Here is a 22662-nt window from a genome sequence, read left to right as displayed (position 1 = left end):
ACCAATCCTTTCCATTTTAAAATAGAAATCTAGTTAAAATATCAAAGTTCTTATTTAACTTCCCCTGTATACTTGATAGCTCCAAGGCGTTACTAGTAACGGCACGTGATAATGACTGTCCTTTTCAATCGTAAATCGTACTGGTATTGTAGATAAGAAAGGAGAAACCGGTAGAGGAACCCCTTTTGACTGAAAATAAGTATCGATATGAAAGACGAATTCATATGTACCTCGCTCGAAAGGTTTGTTGATAGTGGGGGTACATCTCCCGGATTCGTCTGTTTCGACTGTTAAAAGGAATTGATGATTGAAATATACATCTACTTGCACATTTTGGGCGGGTTTCCCATGATATAAATCTAGAACATGTGTTGAAAGTGAAGTCATTGGTTTTCTCCTTATTCAGTAATTTTGATTGGATTCATTTTTTCGATTAATTGAACGAATCTCAATTCAGCGATTCGATTAATTTCTTTTAAAGCAGTTTTAAATTCTTCATCGTAGCTGTTTGCTAGTCGTAATTTCATCATTTGTAAAATTTCTGATTTCGTGTGATCTGCAACTGCAATGATAAATGGAAAGTGAAACTTTTCTTGATAACTGTTATTACAAGTTAAGAATTCATGATACTCATCACTATTAAGTGCATTTAATCCTGCTTTTTGTTGCTCTTCAGTAGAGGTACTACTCATTTTTATTTTTTTCCCAAGCTCTGGATGTGCTCGGATTAAAGCTAATTTTTTTTCGAAAGGAGCATGGTCTAAAACTTGCTGCATTGTTTCTAAAATGTCACTTATTTGGTCAAATGGTCTACTTACTACTGCTTCTTGAGGAATCCAGGGCGACGATTCGTAAATGTCTTGAAAGAGTTCTATAAACTTCTCTTCTGAAGAATGATTAATCATCTCTAAAGGTTGCTTCATTTAGTTTCCTCCTTGTGATGCAAGTGAAATATCTTTACTGGTTTCAACTGATTTTTCTTTATGAGATAAAAGGAGATTTAATAGCATAGCTGCTAAACTACCTGTGATGATTCCATCACCAAATAGAGTTTTGATAAAGGATGGTAAGCTTGAGAATAATTCAGGAACAACAGTGGTACCTAGTCCTAAAGAGATGGAAATAGCAATGATTAATAAATTGTTTTGGTTTGTAAAATCTACAGTGGTTAGCATTTTAATACCAGATGATACAATCATTCCGAACATGACAACTGTTGCTCCACCTAAAACAGCAGTAGGTATTAATGTAGCAAGTGCAGCAATTTTAGGGACAAGTCCTAAATGTATGCTATGTTATAAAATCTAACATAAATAAGTTAACTTTTCAAACATATTTTGGTTAATTTATCTAAAAATTCATACATCTTTCTACAAATACGTCAATGAACTATACCACTTCTTTTTTTAAAATAAGGATATAGCAGAAAGAAAGGTGGGACATAAATGCTTAATCTTTGTTCATCAGAGAAATATAAAAATGTCCAACATTACCTAGATTGGTTAGCTACTTTTGGCGAGACAGCAGATGGTGGTGTGACAAGGCTACTATACACAGAGGAATGGCAGGCAGCACAGCATGCGCTTAAAGAGGAAATGCGAGAAATAGGTATGGATCCTTATTTTGATAAAGTAGGCAATTTGTATGGTCGTATAGAAGGATTCCAAGAAGAAAAGCAAGTCATTTTAACAGGCTCGCATATTGATACGGTTGTAAATGGTGGAAAGTATGATGGTGCTTATGGTGTTATAGCGAGTCTTTTAGCTGCGAAAATGTTGTTCGAGCAATATGGTCGCCCACGAAAAACAATAGAAGTTGTATCTTTATGTGAAGAAGAAGGAAGTAGATTTCCACTTACATATTGGGGATCAAAGAATATTACGGGTGAATATTCTTTAGAAGATATAAAACAACTAGAAGATCAAAATGGAATATTATTTCAAGATGCCATGGGAAAAGCAGGTTTTCCGATTGCAGCTTATAAAGGTGATAAGAGGAGTGATATTGAACACTTTATAGAGGTTCATATTGAACAAGGTGCTATTTTAGAAAAGAATAATATTGATATCGGTTTCGTTACACATATTGTTGGACAACATCGTTATACGATTCAATTTATGGGTGAAAGTAACCATGCAGGAACTACCCCTATGGAAGAAAGAAAAGATCCGATGGTTTTTGCAGCTAATTGCATTGATGCCCTAACCAAAATAGCAAAAGAGGAATACCCAGGGCTTAGGGCAACAGTTGGTAGCATAAATGCTGAGCCAAATGTTTCAAATGTTGTCGCTAAGACGGTATCTATTACTTTAGATATTCGTCATCATCAAGAAGGTATTTTAAAAAAATATAGCGATGAAATCTTACAAATGATTACAGAAAAGGCGAATGACAGTGGAATTATCTGTAAGGCCGAAAAATGGGCGGACAGTCTGCCTGTAGCTTTAGATACATCACTACACAGTACGATGGAAAAAATAGCGAAAAACAATGGACTTAAAAGTGTACAAATGGTCAGTGGAGCAGGACATGATTCGCAAATTTTAGGAGCCCACTATCCAACTACGTTATTTTTTGTCCCTAGTCAAAAAGGAATTAGTCATTCGCCACTAGAATTTACCAAAGTTCAAGATTTAGAGCATGGCATATTACTCTTAAAAGAAGTGCTTTATAAATTAGCTTATGAAGGAGTGCAATGATATGAATTATCGCCAATTACAAACACCTATCCGTACCATTATGACCCCTGGTCCAGTAGAAGTGGACCCTAGAGTTCTGCAAGCAATGTCAACACCAATTCTCGGTCAATTTGATCCGGCTTTTACAGAGATTATGAACGAAGTAATGGATATGTTACGTATGATATTCCAGACAAAAAATAAATGGGCATTTCCAATTGATGGTACATCTCGAGCTGGTACAGAAGCATTATTATGTAGTGTGATAGAGCCTGGAGATCGAGTGCTTGTCCCCATTTTCGGGCGCTTTGGGCATTTGTTAGTTGAAATTTGTGAACGATGTGGTGCTGACGTATATACGATGGAAACAGCTTGGGGAACAGTATTTGAAGAAAAAGATATTATCGAAAAGATAAATGAAGTCCAACCAAAAGTTGTCGCAATTGTCCATGGTGAAACAAGTACAGGGTCTATGCAGCCATTAATTGAAGTCGGTAAAATCTGTCGCGGGCAAGATCGTCTATTGATCGTAGATGCAGTGGCTTCAATGGGTGGGGTTAATATTCCGGTGGATGATTGGCTTATTGATGGGATTATTGCCGGTACCCAAAAGTGTCTATCGATTCCTTCAGGTATGTCATTAATCACCTATAATGAAAGAATAGAAGAAATCATTCAACGTAGAAAAAAGGTAGAGTATGGAATTGCAACTGAAGAAGACAGTAAACAAAATGATACCAAAACGATTCAAAGTAATTATTTAGATTTGGCGATGCTACAAGATTACTGGAGTCCACGGCGATTAAATCATCATACAGAAGCTACCTCTATGATTTATGCGTTACGAGAAGGGTTGCGGCTAGTATTAGAAGAAGGAATATATGAACGATTTGGTCGTCATCAATATCACGAAAAAGCTTTAATAGAAGGTATTAAAGGGATGGGGTTAGAACTGTATGGTGATCCGGAATGTAAACTTCCAACAGTCACTTGTGTAAAGATACCAGATGGAGTAGATGGGGATTCAGTTCGCCAATTTATGTTAGAGCAATTTGGTGTTGAAATCGCATCATCATTTGGTCCTCTTCAAGGGGAAATTTGGAGAATTGGAACGATGGGGTATAGTTGTCGAAAAGAAAATATCTTAAAAGTATTACAAGCACTTGAAGCAGCTTTAATCCGTCATGGCTACGAGCCAAATCGTGGGCAAGCAGTAGAAGCCTCATTGGACTTTTACGAAGCTCCAAAATTTGCAAAGAAATCAGGTGTTACACAATGATTATTTTTTCTGGAGCAGAAGTAGTTGAGCCTCATCAAGTAACAAAGTGTGATGTTGCTATTGATGGTCAAAAAATTATCGCAATTGCGCCACATATTGAAGATGTGAATGCTACGCGAATAGATGTATCGGGAAAAATCATTTTACCAGGTGTAGTAGATGCACATGTTCATCTAAACGAACCAGGAAATGAAGAATGGGAAGGCTTTAAAAGAGGTTCTACTATGCTTGCAGCAGGAGGTGTAACTACTTTCTTTGATATGCCATTAAATAGTAATCCACCAACGATTAATGTGTCAGCATTAGAACTCAAAAAACAATTGGCAGAACAAAAGTCTAATATCGATTATCGATTTTGGGGAGGATTAGTACCAACGAATATTCCTCTATTACAATCATTAGCTGATAATGGTGTAATTGGTTTCAAAGCATTCTTGTCTAATTCCGGTTTTCAGCCATTTTCATCAGTAGATGATCAGGCATTACTACAAGGAATGTTTGAAATAGCAAAGTTAGGAAAAATATTAGCCCTCCATGCAGAAAGTGATACCATTACTTCATGTTTGGCAGAGCAAAAGCTTGAAAAAGGTACTGTTACTGCCAAAGATTATTGTGAATCACGTCCAATTGTAGCAGAAGTAGATGCAGTGCAACGGGCATTACATTATGCTGAAATTACTGGATGTGCCCTTCATTTTGTTCATATTAGTACACCTCAGGCCGTGGAGATTATTCATGAATACAAACAAAAAGGTTTAGATGTAACGCTAGAAACATGTCCTCATTATTTACTTTTTAACGACACAGCTTTCGATTCTCATCAAGTTTATGCGAAATGTGCACCTCCATTACGCTCAGAATCTATTCGTAAAGAACTGATTGTGAAATTGTTGGAAGGGAAAATCGATTATATTGCATCCGATCACTCACCATGCCCAAAAGAATTGAAGGAACTAACACCTCCGAATTATTTCAAATCTTGGGGTGGTATTAATGGTGGACAATTTACACTTCTTTCAATTTTACAAATTGCAGAGGAATATCAATTACCACTAACGGATGTGGCTCGATGGACAGCACAAGCACCTGCACAGCGCTTTGAATTAGGTGGAAAGGGAGAAATCGCAGTGGGGATGGATGCTGATTTTGTTATTGTTGAAAAAAATCCGTTTAAAGTAGATGAAAAGATGATTTATGCAAAGCATAAAGGCACAATCTATAAAGATTTCAATTTTGACTATCAAATTATCAGCACATATTCAAGAGGGAAAGAAGTTTTTCAATCTAAAAATAGCCAAGTGGTTGGCGGTTAGGCCTTTAACCATTTGGCTATGAATTTAGCCTTAATTTACTTGTCTTCCCACTCATCGGCTAACATTCCATAAACAACATGATCGACAAAGTGATCGTAAAGCCATTCATTACTACGAAGGATTCCTTCTTGTACAAACCCTAGTCGTTCAGGAATACTTCTACTTTTTTTATTTCCAACTGCTGCTCGTATTTCAACTTTGTTTGATTGCAATTCATTAAAAGCATAGGTAGTTAAAGCTTTTGCAGCTTGAGTCATAATACCGTGACCTTGATAATCTCTACCTAACCAATACCCAATGTATGCAATACGATGTGTGCGATCAATTTTGTTGAAGCCAGTGATGCCGACGATATCACCCTTCCAAATAATTGCTAAATTTAATAATGTACCGGCTTTTCCACCGATTTGGCTAAATTTAATATACTCCAAAGAATCTTCTACAGATTTTGTACCATCAACCCAAGGCAACCATTCTCTCAAATATGGACGATCTTGATCTGTTAATGTAAATATCGCTTCTGCATCCTCAGGCTGAACTGGTCGTAATAATAGATCTTCAGAAATTTGTATCATATGTGAATACCACCTTTTGGAATATTCCTATTATTGTAATGGATGATACTGTAAGAAAGCAATAGTTATTTTCTATTTAAGATGTCTTATTCTTAAAAAGAAACTGTCTATTATGTGTTCATCTTATAGCAGAATAGACAGTAAAAAATGCTTTTCCTCATTTAAATGAAGAAAAGCATTTTTTCTTGTATACATAATTATTTGTGAGTCTGGAAGTGTTTAAAAGTTCCCCATCAACACTTCTTTCGTTAAGATCGTTTCTTCTAAACACTAAACAACCCTTTTTGAGTTTGTTTTAATTGTTCAGCTAATTCTTCAATTTTCTCAATGACTTCTAAGCGTTGTTGTTTTTGTTCTTCAAGAGCATCTTTTACTGTAGATTCTAAAAGGTTATTTGTTTGTACTACAGTATCTAAGATGGAATGACTCGGATTGCTGACTAATTCTTGTGATTTGTCAGTAATTTCTTGCACACTTGTTAACCATTTAGAAAATTGCTCGTATTGCTCGTTGCTAAATACTTCTTTTACGCTAGTTTGCACATTTTCTAGAATTTCTTTTGTTGCTTTTTTGGATTCTTCCTCGATTGTGTTAATCGTAGATACAGTTGATTCGATAAAGTCTTTTTGATAAGTGAATGATTGTAAAGCTTTTTCACCCACTTCAGTTTGAAATTGTTGCCAAGTTTTTAACCCATTTAACAATCCATCCCATACTAAATCTACGCTTTTTTCTGTTTGTTCTTTCACCATTTACGTTTCCTCCCTTTTCTTCGTGCATTTATAATGATTGCATTTCATTGCATATCATCCATTGGCCTTTCTTTTTTCGGTGAAGACTGATTGATGGGGAAGAAAGGATTGTATAAATCTAAAAAGTTATTTAACAATGTTTGATATTGACTTAGTGAACCTGCCCACATATCCAAATACTTTTCCCCAGCATCAGTTAAAGAATAAACTCGTTTAGCAGGTCCTTTTTCCGGAGTATCCCATTCCGATGATACTAAATTGTCTTTTTCAAGTTTACGAAGAAGACGATAAAAATTCCCCTGATTAATAGGAGTAAAGCCAAATTGAGTAATTTTCTCCATTAATTCATAACCGTGTGAATTCCATTCTCGTAAGTGTAATAGCATAAGTGGTATTAAAAGTTTTTGAGGTGTACCAAAAATTGAATCGCTTTTTTGATTTTTCCCTTCTCTTGTATCCATCACATTCACCTCCTCACTTCAGTACTACATATAAGTGTAATTTACACCTATATTTATACTTATGTTCTTTCGATAAAATAAATTCCTATTCTTTTTTAGTCATATTATTAAAAAACAAACCATAAGGTGTCTTCATAGGTGTTTGAAAAGGAGATGATTTCCAGTGGGTCAAAATACAACACTAGATCCTTTTAAGATTTGGAAGGAAGTGTACGAAAAAACAGAAAGTACATGGAGAGGTACAATTGAAAATTCACTTGGAACCGAACAATTTGCACAAGGGTTAGGACAAGTTCAAAACCAATACGTTCAATATCAAGAACTAGTCAAAACGTTAACTGAATCTTATTTGAAGCAAGCGAATATTCCTAGTATTGAAGAGCTTGCGAAAGTGGCATCTATGATTGTAAACGTAGATACCAAAATTGATAATTTAGATGATTTCATCTATGAACAACAAGAGACGACCTCTTTAGAAATTGCTCAATTGAAACAAGATATTACCAATGTTGAGCAAAAATTAGATCAGCTAATAGAAATACTAAAAAATAAAGATTAAATGAAAAATCTTACAATACTAAAAAATTTGAGGAGTGATTTTGTATGTCAGCAATCGAATTAAAAGAATTAGGACAAGTAAACTATTTGAAGCCATTAGCAAATAAAGTAGCAATCGTAACAGGTGCATCACGTGGGATTGGTGCAGAAATAGCAAAAGTTTTAGCGAAGAATGGTGCAACAGTTGTAGCTACTTACAGTTCATCTGAAGTAGAAATGCAAAAAATTATACAAGAAATCGAAGAACAAGGCGGTCAGGCAATTGCGGTGAAAGCAAATGTTAGTGAATTAGAAGATTCAAGACGCCTTATAGACGAAGTATTAAAACAATTTACAAAAGTTGATATTCTTATTAACAATGCTGGAATTACAAAAGATCGCTCATTCCGTAAAATGTCAAAAGACGAATGGGATCAAGTGATTAACGTCAATCTAAATGGTATTTTCCATACCACATCAGCAGTGATTAATCACATGATTGATCGAAAGTATGGACGCATCATTAATATCAGCTCTATTATCGGTCAAGCTGGTGGATTCGGTCAGACGAATTACGCAGCCTCCAAAGCTGGTATTTTAGGGTTCACTAAATCACTTGCACTAGAAACAGCGAAGAGCGGCATTACTGTCAATGCTGTTTGCCCAGGATTTATCGAGACAGAGATGGTAGCAGCTATGCCTGAAAAAGTGAAAAATAACATTATTGCAAAAGTACCTATGCAACGATTAGGTACAACTTCTGAAATCGCTGAAGCTGTTCTTTATCTCATCCAAGCAAGTTTTGTGACTGGTCAAGAGATAAACGTAAATGGTGGATTGTATATGTAAAAAAAGAAAAATAAAGGAGGTAATATATGCTTACAAAAGAATTCAAAACTCCCTCTGATGAAGGATTAAAAAAAGTCAAAAGACTAACAGAGGTATTTGTTATGGAACCAGAGCCTCAAGTAGGCCAGACGCCGAAAGAAGTAGTTTGGACAAAAAATAAGGCTAAATTATATCGCTATCAGCCAGCTGTAAAAAAGACCAATAAAGTACCTATCCTCATGATTTACGCGCTCATTAACAAGCCATATATTTTAGACTTATATCCTGGAAACAGTTTAATCGAACATTTAACCAATAAAGGACATGATGTTTATCTATTAGACTGGGGAGTGCCTGGCTATGAAGACCGTCATATGAAGTTCGATGATTATATCGTCGATTACATCCCGCAGGCTATTAAAAAGGTATTAAGAAAGTCACAAGCAAAGGAAATAACGCTACTAGGTTATTGCATTGGTGGTACAATGTCAGCTATTTTTACGGCTTTGAATCCACAAATTCCTATTCGTAATCTTCTATTGTTGACTAGTCCGATAGATTTTACAGATGCTGGTCTCTTTACGAAGTGGTTGGATAAACGCTACTTCCAACTTGATAAATTGGTCGACACTTTAGGGAATATTCCGTTTGAAATGATTGACTTTGGAAATAAATTACTAAGTCCTATTTCAACGACATATGGACCATATGTGTCGATTGTAGATCGAGTAGAAGATGATAACTTCGTGTTAAATTGGAAACTAATGCAGAAGTGGTTGAATGATGGAGTTCCTTTCCCTGGAGAGGCGTATCGACAATGGATTCGAGAATTCTATCAGGAGAACAAACTGATTAATGGTGAGCTGGTGATTCGTGGAGAAAAAGTAGATTTATCCAATATCAAGGCTAATCTTCTTAACATTTCTGCAACACGCGATAACATTGCATTGCCAAATCAAGTTGCACCGTTAAATAATGTAGTATCTAGTAAAAATAATACCTATCATAGCGTTGAAACAGGACATATATCTGTTGTTGTTGGACGCAAAGCCATTAAAGAAATCCACCCATATATTGAAAATTGGATTACTGAAAACTCATATTAACAAATAGAAAGCTTAAAAGTTTTAAATAAAAGAATAGATGTATTTTCATAGTGGCTGTGCCTAAGTAGGAAACTTATGGTGCAGTCACTTTTTTTATAACAAAGAAGTTTTGGCAGAGTGCTCGAAATAAGATTTCACCATCATCTTTGCAAAGGGCTTGTCTCAAATTGCCTTAACAGACACGTTTTTTGGTGGCTTCAAATAGTAAAAAGATGTCCCAAATGTTGTTATTTTGTTATACTAGAACGAGAACATTTGGTCGATTAAGGAGGGAGAAGTATGGCTACTCACGGGAGAATTATCTTTCATATTGATATGAACTGTTTTTATGCTTCCGTTGAACAATCATATAACCCCGAACTTAAAGGAAAGGCGCTTGCTATTGCAGGTAATCCAAAAGAAAGAAGAGGAATCTTAGTCACTTGTTCTTATGAAGCGAGGGCTAAGGGCGTCTATACAACAATGGCTGTATGGGAAGCAAAGAGAAAATGCCCAGAGTTAATATTGATGGCTCCTAATTTCGAACGTTATCGTCAAGCGTCTCAAGCAATGTTTGCCATATTACGTTCATACACAGATTTAGTAGAACCGGTTTCAATTGATGAAGGATATATGGATGTGACGAATATTGTTCATGGACAAGATGCGATTGAACTGGCAGAGTCTATTCAAATAAGAATATTACATGAACTGGATTTACCATGTTCAATTGGAATCTCACCAAACAAATTTCTAGCCAAAACAGCATCAGATATGAAAAAACCAATGGGTATCACTATTCTGAGAAAACGAGATGTGCCTCAAATGCTATGGCATTTACCTGTTATTGATATGCATGGAGTAGGGGAGAGTACCGCTAAAAAGCTTGAAAGTATTGGGATTCACACTATAGGCGATCTTGCGAATATAGAGGAGTATACGATTAAATCGAATCTAGGGAAAAATGGACTTCGACTAAAAGAACGTGCGAACGGGATAGACCAGCGGGAAGTTGATCCAAACTCTATTTATGATACGAAATCTATCGGCAATTCCACGACTTTTCCAATAGATTTAATGGAAATGTCGGAACTAACTGAAGCAATCGGCAAGCTCTGTGAGAAGGTAGCCAAACGATTAGATGCAAAAAATTTAGCAGGACATACGGTATCAGTTATGATTCGAGATACAGATTGGCATAATAGTAATAGAAGTAAAACAGTATCAAATGCTTTATGGAAACAACAGGATATCGAAACAATTGCTATTGAGCTCACCAGAAAGCATTGGAACGGTTCGCCTGTCCGCCTACTTGGTGTTACAGTCAGCAATGTTATTGATAAAAAAGAAACCGTAGAGCAGCTATCTATCTTTTCTTTCCAAAAATACGTAAAAGAAGAACCTGTATTGAAAATTGTTGAAGAGTTGCAACATAAATTTGGCAAAGATATCATTACAAAAGGTATTAAAAATATTAAAAAAACAACATATGAGTCACAGACTAGTTTTAGTAAAGACTTTTTAGATGACCATAAACTATAGGAGGAAAATCATTGCATATACAATTTTTAGGAACAGGTGCAGGGATGCCCTCTAAAACACGTAACGTAAGCTCTTTAGCGTTAAAATTACTAGAAGAAATCGGCTCCATTTGGTTGTTCGATTGTGGAGAGGCAACACAACATCAAATATTACATACAACTGTTAAACCACGTAAAATAGATAAAATTTTTATCACTCATTTACACGGTGACCATATTTATGGATTACCTGGTTTGTTAGGTTCTCGTTCATTTTTAGGTGGAGATCAGCCGTTAACTATATACGGTCCAAAAGGACTTAAAGAGTGGATAGAATTAACGTTACAGACATCTCAAACGCATCTAAATTATGCAATTGAATATGTAGAAGTAGGGGAAGGAATTGTCTTAGAAGATGAAAATTTCATCGTAACTGCAATGCCACTTGAACATGTTGTTCCGTGCTTTGGCTACCGAATAGAACAAAAGCCATTACTAGGCACTTTGCAAGTTGAAAAAGCAATCGCTTTAGGGGTGCCAAAAGGTCCGTTACTAGGTCAATTGAAAAATGGACATAATGTCACTTTGGAAGATGGCACGATTGTTCGAAGCGTAGATGTTACAGATGAACCTAAAAAAGGATTTACAGTGGCTATTCTTGGCGACACTCGTTATTGTGAAAACGCCATTAAACTTAGTGAGAATGCAGATATTGTAGTACACGAATCTACATTTGATCACTCGACTAGTAATTTGGCAGCAAGTTATGGACATTCTACCAACATGGATGCAGCAAATGTTGCACTCAATGCAGGAGCTAAAAACTTATTGTTAAATCATTTAAGTGCTCGATTCTTTCCACAAGATATCGAGATAATGTTAAATGAAGCAAAAAAAATAATACCAAATACGTTTTTGGTAACAGACTTTGATGAGTTTAAGTGGATACACGAAAAACTGGAAAGAATCTAAAAAAATGGACTAGGAGAATTTTTTCCTGGTCCATTTAAAATATTAGGGGGTATTCATTTTTTCGGAAAAAATCAGACTGATGCAAGCGTTAAACGGAAGGAAAGAACCATGCAAAGTTACGCAACACATCAGTCTGAAAAAAAGGAGGATTCAACCACAAGCTAATAATGCTTTGATTGCACCATATCATAGCAATTATAGCTTGGATTGTATCATATGCTCAATAATACGCAATAATTGTGTGAAAGCCTTGAAAAAGTCAAAGCCGATTTAAATGGGAATTAAGTCATCTTACTCAGCCTAGAGATGACAACTTATTTAACACAAGAAGTCTTAACGGTATCAATGTCAATTGCCTTTTTGAAAAATTCAGCAATCAATTCACATGTCTCTTTCGTTTCTTCTTCAAAAAATTCCATCTTACTAAAATAACTATGGATAAGTCCTGGCAATACAATATGTTTTGCTTCAACCCCAGCTTCACGAAGACGAGTTACATAAGCAATTCCTTCATCTAACAAAACGTCATATTCGGCAGCAACCAAAATTGTTTGTGGGATATGTGACAAATCGTTTGCTAGCAATGGTGAAACAGATGAATTACTTTGAATATTTGCATCACCAATATATTGTTTGGTAAACCAAATCATGCCTTCACGATCTAGACCATATCCTTCTCCATATTTTTCATAGGATGAAGTATTAAAACATGTATTTGTAACGGGATAAATAAGCGCCTGTCCCAAAATTTCAGGGCCATTTTTATCAACTGACCATTGAGAAATAACAGCAGCAATATTCCCACCTGCACTATCACCAGCAACAAAGAGTTTTGTAGGATCACCTTGTAAAGAAGCAGCATTCTCTGCAACCCAAAGAAGAGCATCATAGCTATCTTGAACAGGAATAGGGAATGGATGCTCAGGAGCAAGACGATAGTCTACAGATACGACAATTGACTTTGTTGAACTTGTTAGGTAGCGACAACCTCCATCAGCATAATCGGGGCTACCGAAAACCCAGCCTCCACCATGGTAGTAGATAATAATTGGAAATGGACCAACTCCTATAGGTGTATAAACTCTAACTAAAATTTCTGCGCCATCGGAAACTTTAATAAGTCGATCTTCAACGGATGCAATCCCCTCAACCGATACTTGATGAATAGGAGAAGCTGCTCTTTCAGCTCGAGCCTCTTCTGGTGTCTGTTCGTAATATTGAATACCTTTATGAGCTTCAATATAAGCTAATGATCCTTCTTTTAATGGCATAAGAACACGTCCCTTCAAATTAACTATTAAAGCCATTATACCATAAAATTAATTAAACCTATAGAATAACTATGTTTTAAAAACAAAAAAGTAAAATAAAGAATAATATGTGTATGAAGTAGAAGAAAAAGGGATTTTATGATGGGCTTCCCCCATAAAAACCCCTGAATTTATTAGGTGTTAAAATAAAAAATGAACAAATAGCTAATCAAAAAAATAGAGCTAAACTTCAATTTCAACTTCAGATAAGGTAGCAATATCAGTTGACCCAAAGATGAGCATGAACAATAAAACAATTAAAATAATTGCATTTGTAAAACCCGTTCCGTTAAATGTTGAGCCATTCCCATATTTTTTTTCTTTTGATTTACTCATAATTATCACCTTTTCTCATTTTATCTTGGATTGCTTCAAACACTTCTTGGATAGTTAAATCACCATTTTCATCAAGAAAATCACTCAATGCATTTGACTTTTTCTTTTTATTGGATTGAAATTTACCAATTAAAGTAACGGTAATAATGGGAGAATCTCGAAATAATTGCACAGCATCTACTTTTATTTTTCCTGATAATAAAAGTGCAGCTGCGACGATATCTAAGTGTTTTCCTTTTGTTAAATCTTTCAATGTGTAATCAGAAATCGATCGGTGTTTTTTGAATTTTTGAGAGGCATCATTTTTTGAATAATAGTCCGATTGATTTTTGTGGTTACGATAATTGTTAGAGTTATCATACATTCAAGAAAACACCTCCTCAAACTAATTTATGCATATTACAGTGTCATGTGATTGGGTCTATTGGTATCGAGGTAGATTCTTTTAATTAAAATATTTTAATTGCGTTTTTAAATAATGATTTCTATTTCGGATAAATTGTGTGATCATCTCTGGTTCATAGTCGAAGATTTCAATATTATTATTGATATAAGGGTCACGAAGATAATGAGGACGAACAAGTTGATGAAGTGACATGATTTTATCCTCTAAATAGTTGACAGTATATTTCGTTTCGAGGACTTCTTCTAATTTTTCTTTATACATTTTTCTGAATTTGTGGCTATCTAATAGCCGATCTTTTAGTAAATTACCGGGTCTTCCGTCGATTGGTACATATTTATGATCCATAATTCCGCCACTAATTTTCCTTCCCCATGTTGCATCATAATCCCATGGCATAATTTCAAACAATCCAGTTTCACTATTGCGGTAAATTGAATAATTATGATTAAAACCATCGTTATTCATTGTACAAACGGCACCCACAAGCCAACTGAAGTATTTATCTAAATCTAAATAATTTCCAATACGATAAGAAAAGTCTATGGAATCGGATTTATTGATCACCGTTATAAAGTCAATCAGATTTTGATCGTCGGATAATAATCCATGTACACGCTGTAGGCCAGAGAGGAGGGATCTTTTTCGTCTACCTTCTCGATCAAAAGCAAAATTTGCATCATTATTGGTCGCATAATAGATAGGTCCAGAGGGCAGACCTCTCTTTTTCAAAAAAAGATCATCAACAGATTCAAGTTGTAAATAGATCCCTCTAAATGTTTCATTTCTAAAAAAATTAATATGCTTGGTATCAGGAGCGAGCACTCCTAAATCTTGAAAAAAGTCAAGGGAGAGCTTGTTTCGAATAATGGAAGGATCCTTGTACTCTGCATTAAGATGAATAGCATGTGCTTCCAAAATATTATTTGAATTTTGGAAGTGAACAATATAAGATCTTTTTCGGAATTTTCTAGTATATGCACCTCGATAGCCAAGTCGAATTTTGTAGTCGATCCCGTCAATGTTTAATTTGGAAGGAGCCGCATAATCATTTATCAAGTTTTCTCTTAAAATATTCAACTCATCTTCGTCAATCGTTAATATATATGAAGGTACACTTTTAGACATATATATTCACCTCCCTTTTCAAATGTAAATAAGTAAATTTAACAAAAGCTTTCCTTAATCGATTAATTGACCAAGGAAAGCTCTATATGCTTTCATCATAATGTCTTGTAAGTTGGAACTTTAACTTTATAAATAAGAGCATCAATACAATGCAAAATAATAGCTGATACTATAATATTCATGTGCATTACTTTTGGTTAGATTTCTGACGTATTATGTAGTTTGATTTTCATGAAATATTCATAGTTATAGTTTTTTTGGACAAGTTAAGTGCAAGAAAAATTATTGAGGTGATGATCATGATTATTGAAAGGTCGCCTGAGTGGGAAGAAAGTTTTAAAGAAAGATTAGAACAACAAGATAATTGGGATAACTGGGCGCTATATAAGATGACTTACGAAGTAGAGAAAGCCAATTTAATCACGGAATTTACAGGACTTCAATCACCAAAATATTTACCGAACTTAACACCACTTGCTCATCAACTTGATGTAGCACAAACAGTTATAGAAAAGATGAATGGCAAAGCTATTTTAGCTGATGAAGTGGGATTAGGGAAAACCATTGAGGCTGGTTTAATCTTGAAAGAGTATCTAATTAGAGGTCAGGTGAAAAAAGCATTGATCTTGGCACCTGCTTCTCTTATCAACCAATGGGCAGATGAACTGAACAACAAATTTAATATTCCAGCCATTCCGTATAAAAAGAAATCTTCAATCGAATATATTGATATTGTAGTGATGAGTATGGATACCGCAAAGAAGAGTCCCCACAAAGAACAAATCTATGAACAAAATTATGACATGATTATCATAGATGAGGCCCACAAACTAAAAAACCACAAAACCAAGATTTATGAGTTTGTTCAAAGTTTAAAGAAAAAGTTTTGCTTGTTATTAACGGCAACACCCATTCAGAATGATGTGTTTGAATTATTTTATCTTATTTCTTTACTTAAACCGGGTCATTTAGGGAATTTTGAAGTGTTCCAGGAAGCCTTTTCAGCGAGTAAACATGATCTTGATAATGATGAGTTTTTAAAGGAACTGGTCAATCAAGTAATGGTGAGAAATAGAAGACAGGATACAGGGATAGAGTGGTCAAATAGGAAGGTTCAAAACATCTCCATCCAGTTTACAGAAAAGGAAAGAGAAGTATACGATATGATCCTGCAACTGAAGGATGTATCTCCTGTATTTTCTGGTTCGTTTTCAATGATTACTTTACAAAAAGAAATGTGCAGTAGTAAAGAAGCGACTTGTTTGACGTTAGAGAATATGATTCAAAACAGTAATGATGAAGAAGGACTTGAATTTGTCCATAAACTAATGGAAAAATTAATGTCTTTAGAGATTAATTCGAAAGCGGAAAAAACGTACGAAATTATTTCAGAAGCAAATGATAAAGTTATTATATTTACTGAATATCGTGCAAGTCAAATTTATCTACAATGGTTTTTGCACACAAAAGGTATTAAAAGCGTGCTCTTTAACGGAAAATTCAATAAAAGTAAAAGAGATTATATGAAGCATCTTTTTAAAGAACAAGCACAAGTCTTAATCGCTACCGAAGCGGGTGGGGAAGGGATCAATCTTCAATTCTGTCATCATGTGATTAACTATGATTTACCTTGGAATCCGATGAAATTAGAACAACGAATAGGACGCGTTCATAGGCTTGGTCAAGAACATGATGTACAGATTTATAACCTTGCTATTGCTAATACAATCGAACAAAATATTTTAGATTTATTGCAAACTAAAATCGATGTCTTTGAAAAAGTGGTAGGGGAATTAGATGAAATATTAGCATTCAAGAAGTCGATATAGGAAACTTCAGATGGAGGTCAGATATGTTTCCACAACAAGTTCACGAGTATATGAAAACATTTTTTCAAGAAACTAACTGTCAAATCATCGAAGAAGACGAACATTATTTAACCGTTCAACTGACGATAGATATGGATAAAAGAATTATGAATCGACCTTATTACTGGAAGTACGTTGAAAGTACGAATGGCGTTCCCGCACCAAGCCAGCTTACTTTAATAACAGATCAAAATCATGTAAGTAGCGAACTTAGAGGAGAAATTGTCCATTTTGGCTCTTATCGTTTAAACCAACTATTTAAAGCAACCAAAGAGTTAGGCAAATATGTTCAAATGTTTGAAAATACGGATTCTTTTGAAGGACAAACAATCTTAACGCCATATTTAGGCGTCAATTATAAAGTTTCCTATTTGTGTGATAAAACAAGAGAACATCTCTATTCTCTAGGGGTTAACTTAATGACAGGCAAAATCATTGATGATTTTCAAGATATAGTAACGCAAATCGATCTTGTCTCGGACTTACCAGATAATGCATTTCCTCTGCAATTTATTATCAAACCTTTACGTGGAATTGAACGATTGGATCTTGTCATCAACAATATTATCCAATTAGATGACCACACATGGGTAGAGGAAGCAGACAAAAGATGGAAAAGGGATCAAAGAGTATTAGACTATTTCTATAAGGATATAGATGAAAAACCAGAATGCTACGAAATCGAGGCAAAAGCCCTCGAAGAAAGATACAACGCCAAAATCAAAATTGAAATCATCAACGGTGGGTTGTTTTACTTGAGATGATAAAAGAAGCGTGAGTCGTGATAAAGAGTTCATACCTTTCTATTCAAGACCTTAATAATGTCATACTAGACCATTCTCGCTCAAGCTTCCGACCGATGTCTTAATATGCAAAAATATCTTACAATAATGCTCCAACAGAAGGAAAAGGGTAATACATTTACTGATACTAATTTTAAATCAATTATTACTTAGAAAGAGAGCGTATTTTTTGAACAAAAAGCTTTATTGTGATAATAATAGTTGAGAGGTAGCTAAATTATAAATGTTAGTACGTCAGTAATTGTAAAAGGAGATGCTTATTTTGGCACAATCACTAAAAGGTAAAATAGCTTATGTAACTGGAGCTGGACGAGGAATCGGTAAAGCAGTTGCAGTAGCTTTAGCAAAAGAGGGCGTAAATGTAGGTCTATTTGCAAGAACTGAAGAATCATTAAAAAGTGTAAAAGCAGAAATTGAAGCACTAGGTGTTAAAGCTGCTTACGCAACAGTAGATGTTTCATCACTTGAAGAAGTACAACAAGCAATTGAAAAAGTAACAAAAGAATTAGGTAAAGCTGATATTCTTATCAACAATGCGGGTATCGGTGGATTTGCTACTCTTTTAGATATGGATCCAGTACAATGGAAAAAAACTATCGATGTAAATCTTATGGGAACATATTATGTAACTCGTACAGTTCTTCCACAATTAATCGAAAAAAATGGTGGAGATATTATCAATATTTCTTCAACAAACGGTCTAAACGGTGCAGCAACTTCAAGTGCATATAGTGCATCTAAATTCGGTGTTATTGGTTTAACTGAATCATTAGCACAAGAAGTACGCAGAAACAACATCCGTGTTACTTCTCTAACTCCAAGTACAGTAGCAACAGATCTTGCACTAAATACAAACTTAATTGCAGAAAATAATGATCAAAAATATATCCAACCTGAAGATATCGCAGAAGTTATTGTTTCTCAATTAAAACTTAACCAACGTATCTATGTAAAAACTGCAAGTCTTTTAGCAACAAACCCATTCTAATTAATAAATCATAATCACTAAAGCACTTAGATGGATATTAACATCTAAGTGCTTTTTACTTTTTATCTTACTCATGCATTAGCTCCTTTAACTCTTCAATCTGCACTTTATACGATAAACAAAAAATATTTTTCATCATTTAAAGAATAAAACTAAAAATTGTTGGCTAAAGTATATAAAATATTAGTACTTTTCAAAAATAAAGGAGAATTATCAACTTGAAGCTTATATTAGATTTATTTGTTTCTATATTTATAGGATACCATGTCTATAAATTTATCCAACTTTTGTTCAAGATGAAGAAAGAGGTTTTGTTTCCTAAAATAGATGAAGAGTCTACAACTATTCAAAAATATCCCCAAAAACCAATAAATCTACCATCCTACTCTAAACAAAAATTAGAGATTATCATTTATTCTTTAGTGCTTTTGGCGGTGATTAGCATCCTTATTTGGGTAGTCTTTTATGTAGAATTAGATGGAGCGCTTTATCTTTTATTATTACTTCCTTTAGCAAATTCACATAATTTATTTAACTTATTTGCGATTGTTGAAGACGGCGTGTTGAGTGGAAGTCGTTTTATAGCATGGAAAAATATAAATTCATTTCATTTTGTCCCAATCGATGTTAATCATAAGTATTATGGATTTTCTAAAGAAGTAAATAATGGTTATGAATTGATTTTAAAGGAAAGTCTTTTTACCGTAAGTTGTATTGTAACTACTGAAGAATCTAAAGAAACATTAACACAAACTTTTTATGAATATGGATTAAAACAAAAACAAGATCCATTCTTTAAAGTTTCTTGAAATGAAACCCTCTAAAAGCTCAAAAACTTAACTCGTTCGTTATCAAAAACGGAATTCCACGCATATTATCTGAAAAATTTGTAATACTATCCCTAAATTATTTATTTAATTGTCAGAAGGGAAAGTGACAAATTTGGCGAAGCATTCAGATATAAGTTGGAAAAAAGATCATCCTTGCACTTTATCAAGTAACTCAGTTGAAAAGGCGCTGCGTATGGTGCAATCAGCGAGGTCACACTATGAAGAAATTGCAGTTGAACATATTTTCGATCAAATATCACATGCAGAAAAGGCTATTCAAACTGCAGAAGAATTTGGAGAGCATTTAGATATAGTTGAGCAAAATAAAAAACAACTTAAACAAGTAAAGCAACAATTAAGTGAATTTCAAAAAGAATAAGATTTCCCCCCGTTGGTTAAAAACTTACGGGGGTATTTTTAACAATAACCAAGCGTTATCTTTTCATGCTAAATGTTCTGAAAAAATTATTTAACACCAAACGATTATTTTATATGGAGTAGTTTGTGCAGGAATACTTCTCGTAGTAGGTCCGTATGTCACAATAAGATTTCGATTTCCTGGAAAACTCGAAAATGTTTGCCCATTTGTTAACATAATGGGTGTATTAGCTGTAAGATTCAGTTTTAATTGACCGTCACTGCTGACCAATTGACCGTTGAAAAAATCAACTTTGACATTTTGATAACTGTGTTCTTTTACAATAATAAGCGCTTGATACTGCGGAGGAAATATCAATGGTGCTGGCGCATCTCCATCATAATATCCAGTAATCACATCTCCAACATTTACAATTTCATAATTCGAAAAATAAGTAGTAGGTGACACGATGAAATTTACGATGTTACCTAACTCATCCTGAACGGACATTATCTTAAAACAACCTTCTCCATTTTGACCACTTGCAAAATCATTTATCTGCGAGACTGTCCCACGAAAATTTTTGAAATTTACCATAGCCATTCCTTTCTGTAAAAGAGTTTAAATCTATAGTTGTAATTTAGTCTATGTAAAATGATTACAGAAGTGCTTATTATGCATAAAACGATACTTAAAAAAGAATTTTGTAGAAGGTCGTAATTATAATAAATATGATGCAAGTTTATAAAACAGTTAGCAGGCCTTAAATACTATCTAAACAGTTCTTCTAAAGATATATAGAATTACGGAAAATTACATTATATCCATCTAATATGAAATTTTTATACAATAGAAGAAACTAGGATATCTTATAAGTATGATATATATATAAGATATTTTATTTTATAAATAATTGTGATACACTATGGACAGGTTGTAAATGATACAGAAAAGGTGTATGACAAGGTGCGCTTTGCTTATTTTCATGTATTAGCGCTTGCACTTTTCTGCAAATATACAGAATAAGGAAGGTAAAAATGAGCAGTCAAACTAAAACAGACGTTATCTTAATTGGTGCCGGAATCATGAGTGCGACTTTGGGAACACTCCTAAAAGAATTAGTACCAGAATGGAACATTAAAGTGTTTGAAAAACTTGACAAACCAGGTGAAGAAAGTTCTAACGAATGGAACAATGCGGGAACTGGACACTCTGCACTTTGCGAACTTAACTATACTCCTGAAAGACCAGATGGCACAATCGATACTAAAAAAGCGATTAATGTCAATGAACAATTCCAAGTTTCAAGACAATTTTGGTCTCATTTAGTAAACAAAAAATTAATCAAAGATCCACAAAAATTTATCATGCCTATTCCTCATATGAGTTTGGTGCAAGGTGAAAAAAATGTCGAATTCTTGAAAAAACGTTTTGAAGCGCTTTCAAAAATTCCTTTGTTCCAAGGAATGGAATTCTCTGATGATAAAGAAACATTGAAAAAATGGATTCCACTTATTATGGATGGACGTACATCAGATACTCCGATTGCAGCTACTAAAATTGAATCTGGTTCAGATGTTAACTTTGGTAATTTAACACGTATGTTATTTGACCACCTACAAAGACAAGGTGTAGAAGTTAACTACAATCATACTGTTGAAAACATCAAACGTACAAGCGATGGTTCATGGGAAGTAAAAGTTAAAAGTGCTGATGGTAAATTACAATATAATACAGCGAAATTCCTATTTATCGGTGCTGGCGGCGGAAGTCTACCATTGCTTCAAAAAACAGGTATTCCAGAAAGCAAACATGTCGGTGGATTCCCTGTAAGTGGTCTATTCTTAGTATGTAACAACCAAGAAGTTATTGATCAACACCATGCAAAAGTATATGGTAAAGCAGCAGTTGGTGCACCACCAATGTCTGTACCTCACCTTGATACTCGTTACATTGATGGTAAAAAATCATTATTATTCGGACCATTCGCTGGTTTCTCTCCTAAGTTCTTAAAAACAGGTTCTAACATGGACTTATTAGGTTCTGTAAAACCAAACAATGTTTTCACTATGTTAGCAGCAGGTGCTAAAAACTTAGATTTAACAAAATACTTAGTTCAACAATTGATGCTATCTAAAGATCAACGCATTGAAGAACTACGCGATTTCATTCCAAATGCTAAAAGCGAAGATTGGGATATCGTTGTAGCCGGTCAACGTGTACAAGTTATTAAAGATACAGAAGCAGGCGGTAAAGGTACACTACAATTTGGTACTGAAGTAATCACTGGTGCTGATGGTTCTGTCGCTGCATTACTAGGCGCATCTCCAGGTGCATCTACTGCAGTAAAAGTTATGCTTGATGTAATCTCTAAATGTTTCCCTGAACATATGAACGAATGGGAACCAAAAATCAAAGAAATGATTCCTTCTTACGGTATGAAACTTGTTGAAAACCCAGAACTATACAACAAATTAAAAGCCGAAACATCAAAAGCACTTGGTTTAAAATAAGTAAATAAAGTGACAAAAAGGACCTTTAATCATCATGATTAAAGGTCTTTTTGTTATTTTCGAAAATGAGATTAACTTTGATAGCTATGTTCATTAGAACTTTATTATTAAAATGAAAAATGTAT

General features: G+C 34.4%; 24 protein-coding genes and 1 pseudogene. 14 read left to right on the top strand and 11 right to left on the bottom strand.

The window, feature by feature from the left end:
* Positions 1-54 precede the first annotated feature (54 nt).
* From uraH to Q0977_RS07625, 3 genes and pseudogenes are all read right to left on the bottom strand, one after another.
* Positions 55-387 carry a hydroxyisourate hydrolase gene (gene uraH, locus Q0977_RS07635; RefSeq protein ID WP_119414927.1) on the bottom strand — a complete coding sequence of 111 codons (333 nt, stop codon included), beginning with the start codon at positions 385-387 and terminating at the stop codon, positions 55-57.
* An 11-nt stretch (positions 388-398) separates the two neighbouring features.
* Positions 399-923, bottom strand: a complete 525-nt coding sequence (uraD, locus tag Q0977_RS07630; protein ID WP_119414928.1) for a 2-oxo-4-hydroxy-4-carboxy-5-ureidoimidazoline decarboxylase — start codon at positions 921-923, stop codon at positions 399-401.
* Positions 924-1283, bottom strand: a pseudogene (locus tag Q0977_RS07625) (solute carrier family 23 protein); the annotation flags it as partial.
* 162 nt (positions 1284-1445) lie between these two features.
* Between Q0977_RS07625 and Q0977_RS07620 the strand changes: the two are divergent.
* Genes Q0977_RS07620 through allB form a run of 3 tightly spaced genes read left to right on the top strand, consistent with a single transcriptional unit; the run spans position 1446 to position 5270 of the window.
* Entirely contained in the window at positions 1446-2699 is a 1254-nt protein-coding gene (locus Q0977_RS07620) for a Zn-dependent hydrolase (RefSeq protein ID WP_124217617.1), read from the top strand.
* Between the two features lies 1 nt (position 2700).
* The gene (locus tag Q0977_RS07615; RefSeq protein WP_119414932.1) at positions 2701-3957 is read left to right on the top strand and encodes an alanine--glyoxylate aminotransferase family protein; all 1257 of its coding nucleotides are present in this window, start codon (positions 2701-2703) and stop codon (positions 3955-3957) included.
* On the top strand, positions 3954-5270 hold the full coding sequence (allB, locus tag Q0977_RS07610) for an allantoinase AllB (RefSeq protein ID WP_299512205.1): 1317 nt from the start codon (positions 3954-3956) through the stop codon (positions 5268-5270). The genes Q0977_RS07615 and allB overlap by 4 nt, the downstream gene beginning before the upstream one ends.
* A gap of 35 nt (positions 5271-5305) precedes the next feature.
* Here allB and Q0977_RS07605 read toward each other — a convergent pair whose 3' ends face one another.
* The 3 genes from Q0977_RS07605 to phaQ form a co-directional block, all read right to left on the bottom strand.
* Complete coding sequence (locus tag Q0977_RS07605) at positions 5306-5845, bottom strand: GNAT family N-acetyltransferase (protein WP_299512202.1); 540 nt, start codon at positions 5843-5845, stop codon at positions 5306-5308.
* Between the two features lie 263 nt (positions 5846-6108).
* Positions 6109-6597: a hypothetical protein gene (locus tag Q0977_RS07600; RefSeq protein WP_119414935.1), complete on the bottom strand. Its 489-nt coding sequence runs from the start codon at positions 6595-6597 to the stop codon at positions 6109-6111.
* A 44-nt stretch (positions 6598-6641) separates the two neighbouring features.
* A complete protein-coding gene (phaQ, locus tag Q0977_RS07595) occupies positions 6642-7058 on the bottom strand; it encodes a poly-beta-hydroxybutyrate-responsive repressor (protein WP_119414936.1) in 417 nt (138 codons plus the stop codon).
* Positions 7059-7221: 163 nt separating this feature from the next.
* Between phaQ and Q0977_RS07590 the strand changes: the two genes are divergently transcribed.
* The 5 genes from Q0977_RS07590 to rnz all read left to right on the top strand — a co-directional run bounded on the left by Q0977_RS07590 (position 7222) and on the right by rnz (position 12000).
* On the top strand, positions 7222-7617 hold the full coding sequence (locus Q0977_RS07590; RefSeq protein WP_119414937.1) for a polyhydroxyalkanoate biosynthesis repressor PhaR: 396 nt from the start codon (positions 7222-7224) through the stop codon (positions 7615-7617).
* 44 nt (positions 7618-7661) lie between these two features.
* Entirely contained in the window at positions 7662-8444 is a 783-nt protein-coding gene (gene fabG, locus Q0977_RS07585) for a 3-oxoacyl-[acyl-carrier-protein] reductase (RefSeq protein ID WP_119414938.1), read from the top strand.
* Between the two features lie 26 nt (positions 8445-8470).
* Entirely contained in the window at positions 8471-9529 is a 1059-nt protein-coding gene (gene phaC, locus Q0977_RS07580; RefSeq protein WP_367269451.1) for a class III poly(R)-hydroxyalkanoic acid synthase subunit PhaC, read from the top strand.
* Positions 9530-9808: 279 nt separating this feature from the next.
* On the top strand, positions 9809-11050 hold the full coding sequence (locus Q0977_RS07575) for a DNA polymerase IV (protein ID WP_119414940.1): 1242 nt from the start codon (positions 9809-9811) through the stop codon (positions 11048-11050).
* An 11-nt stretch (positions 11051-11061) separates the two neighbouring features.
* Positions 11062-12000, top strand: a complete 939-nt coding sequence (gene rnz / locus Q0977_RS07570) for a ribonuclease Z (protein WP_299512188.1) — start codon at positions 11062-11064, stop codon at positions 11998-12000.
* Positions 12001-12314: 314 nt separating this feature from the next.
* Here rnz and Q0977_RS07565 read toward each other — a convergent pair whose 3' ends face one another.
* The 4 genes from Q0977_RS07565 to Q0977_RS07550 form a co-directional block, all read right to left on the bottom strand.
* Entirely contained in the window at positions 12315-13271 is a 957-nt protein-coding gene (locus tag Q0977_RS07565; RefSeq protein WP_119414942.1) for an alpha/beta hydrolase, read from the bottom strand.
* A 222-nt stretch (positions 13272-13493) separates the two neighbouring features.
* Complete coding sequence (locus Q0977_RS07560; RefSeq protein WP_164489555.1) at positions 13494-13646, bottom strand: hypothetical protein; 153 nt, start codon at positions 13644-13646, stop codon at positions 13494-13496.
* Entirely contained in the window at positions 13639-14010 is a 372-nt protein-coding gene (locus Q0977_RS07555; RefSeq protein WP_233548020.1) for a hypothetical protein, read from the bottom strand. Before Q0977_RS07555 ends, Q0977_RS07560 begins: the two co-directional genes overlap by 8 nt.
* Before the next feature lie 81 nt (positions 14011-14091).
* A complete protein-coding gene (locus tag Q0977_RS07550) occupies positions 14092-15177 on the bottom strand; it encodes a CotH kinase family protein (protein ID WP_119414943.1) in 1086 nt (361 codons plus the stop codon).
* A gap of 299 nt (positions 15178-15476) precedes the next feature.
* On the opposite strand from Q0977_RS07550, the gene Q0977_RS07545 reads away from it, so the two are divergent.
* The 5 genes from Q0977_RS07545 to Q0977_RS07525 all read left to right on the top strand — a co-directional run bounded on the left by Q0977_RS07545 (position 15477) and on the right by Q0977_RS07525 (position 20045).
* A complete protein-coding gene (locus Q0977_RS07545; RefSeq protein WP_199670665.1) occupies positions 15477-17006 on the top strand; it encodes a DEAD/DEAH box helicase in 1530 nt (509 codons plus the stop codon).
* Positions 17007-17029: 23 nt separating this feature from the next.
* On the top strand, positions 17030-17809 hold the full coding sequence (locus Q0977_RS07540; RefSeq protein WP_119414945.1) for a YqhG family protein: 780 nt from the start codon (positions 17030-17032) through the stop codon (positions 17807-17809).
* A 292-nt stretch (positions 17810-18101) separates the two neighbouring features.
* Positions 18102-18836: a 3-ketoacyl-ACP reductase gene (locus Q0977_RS07535; RefSeq protein ID WP_199670667.1), complete on the top strand. Its 735-nt coding sequence runs from the start codon at positions 18102-18104 to the stop codon at positions 18834-18836.
* Positions 18837-19054: 218 nt separating this feature from the next.
* On the top strand, positions 19055-19645 hold the full coding sequence (locus Q0977_RS07530; RefSeq protein ID WP_299512174.1) for a hypothetical protein: 591 nt from the start codon (positions 19055-19057) through the stop codon (positions 19643-19645).
* Between the two features lie 124 nt (positions 19646-19769).
* Positions 19770-20045, top strand: coding sequence for a hypothetical protein (locus Q0977_RS07525; protein ID WP_367269450.1), 276 nt, complete (start codon positions 19770-19772; stop codon positions 20043-20045).
* A 90-nt stretch (positions 20046-20135) separates the two neighbouring features.
* On the opposite strand, the gene Q0977_RS07520 is transcribed toward Q0977_RS07525, so the two are convergent.
* Positions 20136-20621 carry a hypothetical protein gene (locus Q0977_RS07520; RefSeq protein ID WP_119414948.1) on the bottom strand — a complete coding sequence of 162 codons (486 nt, stop codon included), beginning with the start codon at positions 20619-20621 and terminating at the stop codon, positions 20136-20138.
* A 410-nt stretch (positions 20622-21031) separates the two neighbouring features.
* Here Q0977_RS07520 and Q0977_RS07515 point away from each other — a divergent pair, with 410 nt between their 5' ends.
* A complete protein-coding gene (locus tag Q0977_RS07515) occupies positions 21032-22537 on the top strand; it encodes a malate:quinone oxidoreductase (protein ID WP_299512255.1) in 1506 nt (501 codons plus the stop codon).
* The last annotated feature ends 125 nt before the right edge of the window (positions 22538-22662 follow it).

The sequence above is a fragment of the uncultured Rummeliibacillus sp. genome (assembly GCF_934216135.1).
In the GTDB taxonomy this organism is placed as follows: Bacteria; Bacillota; Bacilli; order Bacillales_A; family Planococcaceae; genus Rummeliibacillus.
Note: the sequence above shows the minus strand (reverse complement) of the source record. Positions and strands in the feature narration are given on the sequence as shown.

What these genes read in the sequence shown, in the direction of transcription:
- Q0977_RS07520 (WP_119414948.1), bottom strand. Translation starts at nt 20,621, where the DNA reads ATGGTAAATTTCAAAAATTTTCGTGGGACAGTCTCGCAGATAAATGAT.
- Q0977_RS07615 (WP_119414932.1), top strand. Translation starts at nt 2,701, where the DNA reads ATGAATTATCGCCAATTACAAACACCTATCCGTACCATTATGACCCCT.
- Q0977_RS07545 (WP_199670665.1), top strand. Translation starts at nt 15,477, where the DNA reads ATGATTATTGAAAGGTCGCCTGAGTGGGAAGAAAGTTTTAAAGAAAGA.
- uraD (WP_119414928.1), bottom strand. Translation starts at nt 923, where the DNA reads ATGAAGCAACCTTTAGAGATGATTAATCATTCTTCAGAAGAGAAGTTT.
- Q0977_RS07605 (WP_299512202.1), bottom strand. Translation starts at nt 5,845, where the DNA reads ATGATACAAATTTCTGAAGATCTATTATTACGACCAGTTCAGCCTGAG.
- Q0977_RS07620 (WP_124217617.1), top strand. Translation starts at nt 1,446, where the DNA reads ATGCTTAATCTTTGTTCATCAGAGAAATATAAAAATGTCCAACATTAC.
- fabG (WP_119414938.1), top strand. Translation starts at nt 7,662, where the DNA reads ATGTCAGCAATCGAATTAAAAGAATTAGGACAAGTAAACTATTTGAAG.
- phaC (WP_367269451.1), top strand. Translation starts at nt 8,471, where the DNA reads ATGCTTACAAAAGAATTCAAAACTCCCTCTGATGAAGGATTAAAAAAA.
- uraH (WP_119414927.1), bottom strand. Translation starts at nt 387, where the DNA reads ATGACTTCACTTTCAACACATGTTCTAGATTTATATCATGGGAAACCC.
- Q0977_RS07535 (WP_199670667.1), top strand. Translation starts at nt 18,102, where the DNA reads ATGCTTATTTTGGCACAATCACTAAAAGGTAAAATAGCTTATGTAACT.
- Q0977_RS07555 (WP_233548020.1), bottom strand. Translation starts at nt 14,010, where the DNA reads ATGTATGATAACTCTAACAATTATCGTAACCACAAAAATCAATCGGAC.
- Q0977_RS07575 (WP_119414940.1), top strand. Translation starts at nt 9,809, where the DNA reads ATGGCTACTCACGGGAGAATTATCTTTCATATTGATATGAACTGTTTT.
- Q0977_RS07565 (WP_119414942.1), bottom strand. Translation starts at nt 13,271, where the DNA reads ATGCCATTAAAAGAAGGATCATTAGCTTATATTGAAGCTCATAAAGGT.
- phaQ (WP_119414936.1), bottom strand. Translation starts at nt 7,058, where the DNA reads ATGGATACAAGAGAAGGGAAAAATCAAAAAAGCGATTCAATTTTTGGT.
- allB (WP_299512205.1), top strand. Translation starts at nt 3,954, where the DNA reads ATGATTATTTTTTCTGGAGCAGAAGTAGTTGAGCCTCATCAAGTAACA.
- Q0977_RS07540 (WP_119414945.1), top strand. Translation starts at nt 17,030, where the DNA reads ATGTTTCCACAACAAGTTCACGAGTATATGAAAACATTTTTTCAAGAA.
- Q0977_RS07560 (WP_164489555.1), bottom strand. Translation starts at nt 13,646, where the DNA reads ATGAGTAAATCAAAAGAAAAAAAATATGGGAATGGCTCAACATTTAAC.
- Q0977_RS07600 (WP_119414935.1), bottom strand. Translation starts at nt 6,597, where the DNA reads ATGGTGAAAGAACAAACAGAAAAAAGCGTAGATTTAGTATGGGATGGA.
- Q0977_RS07550 (WP_119414943.1), bottom strand. Translation starts at nt 15,177, where the DNA reads ATGTCTAAAAGTGTACCTTCATATATATTAACGATTGACGAAGATGAG.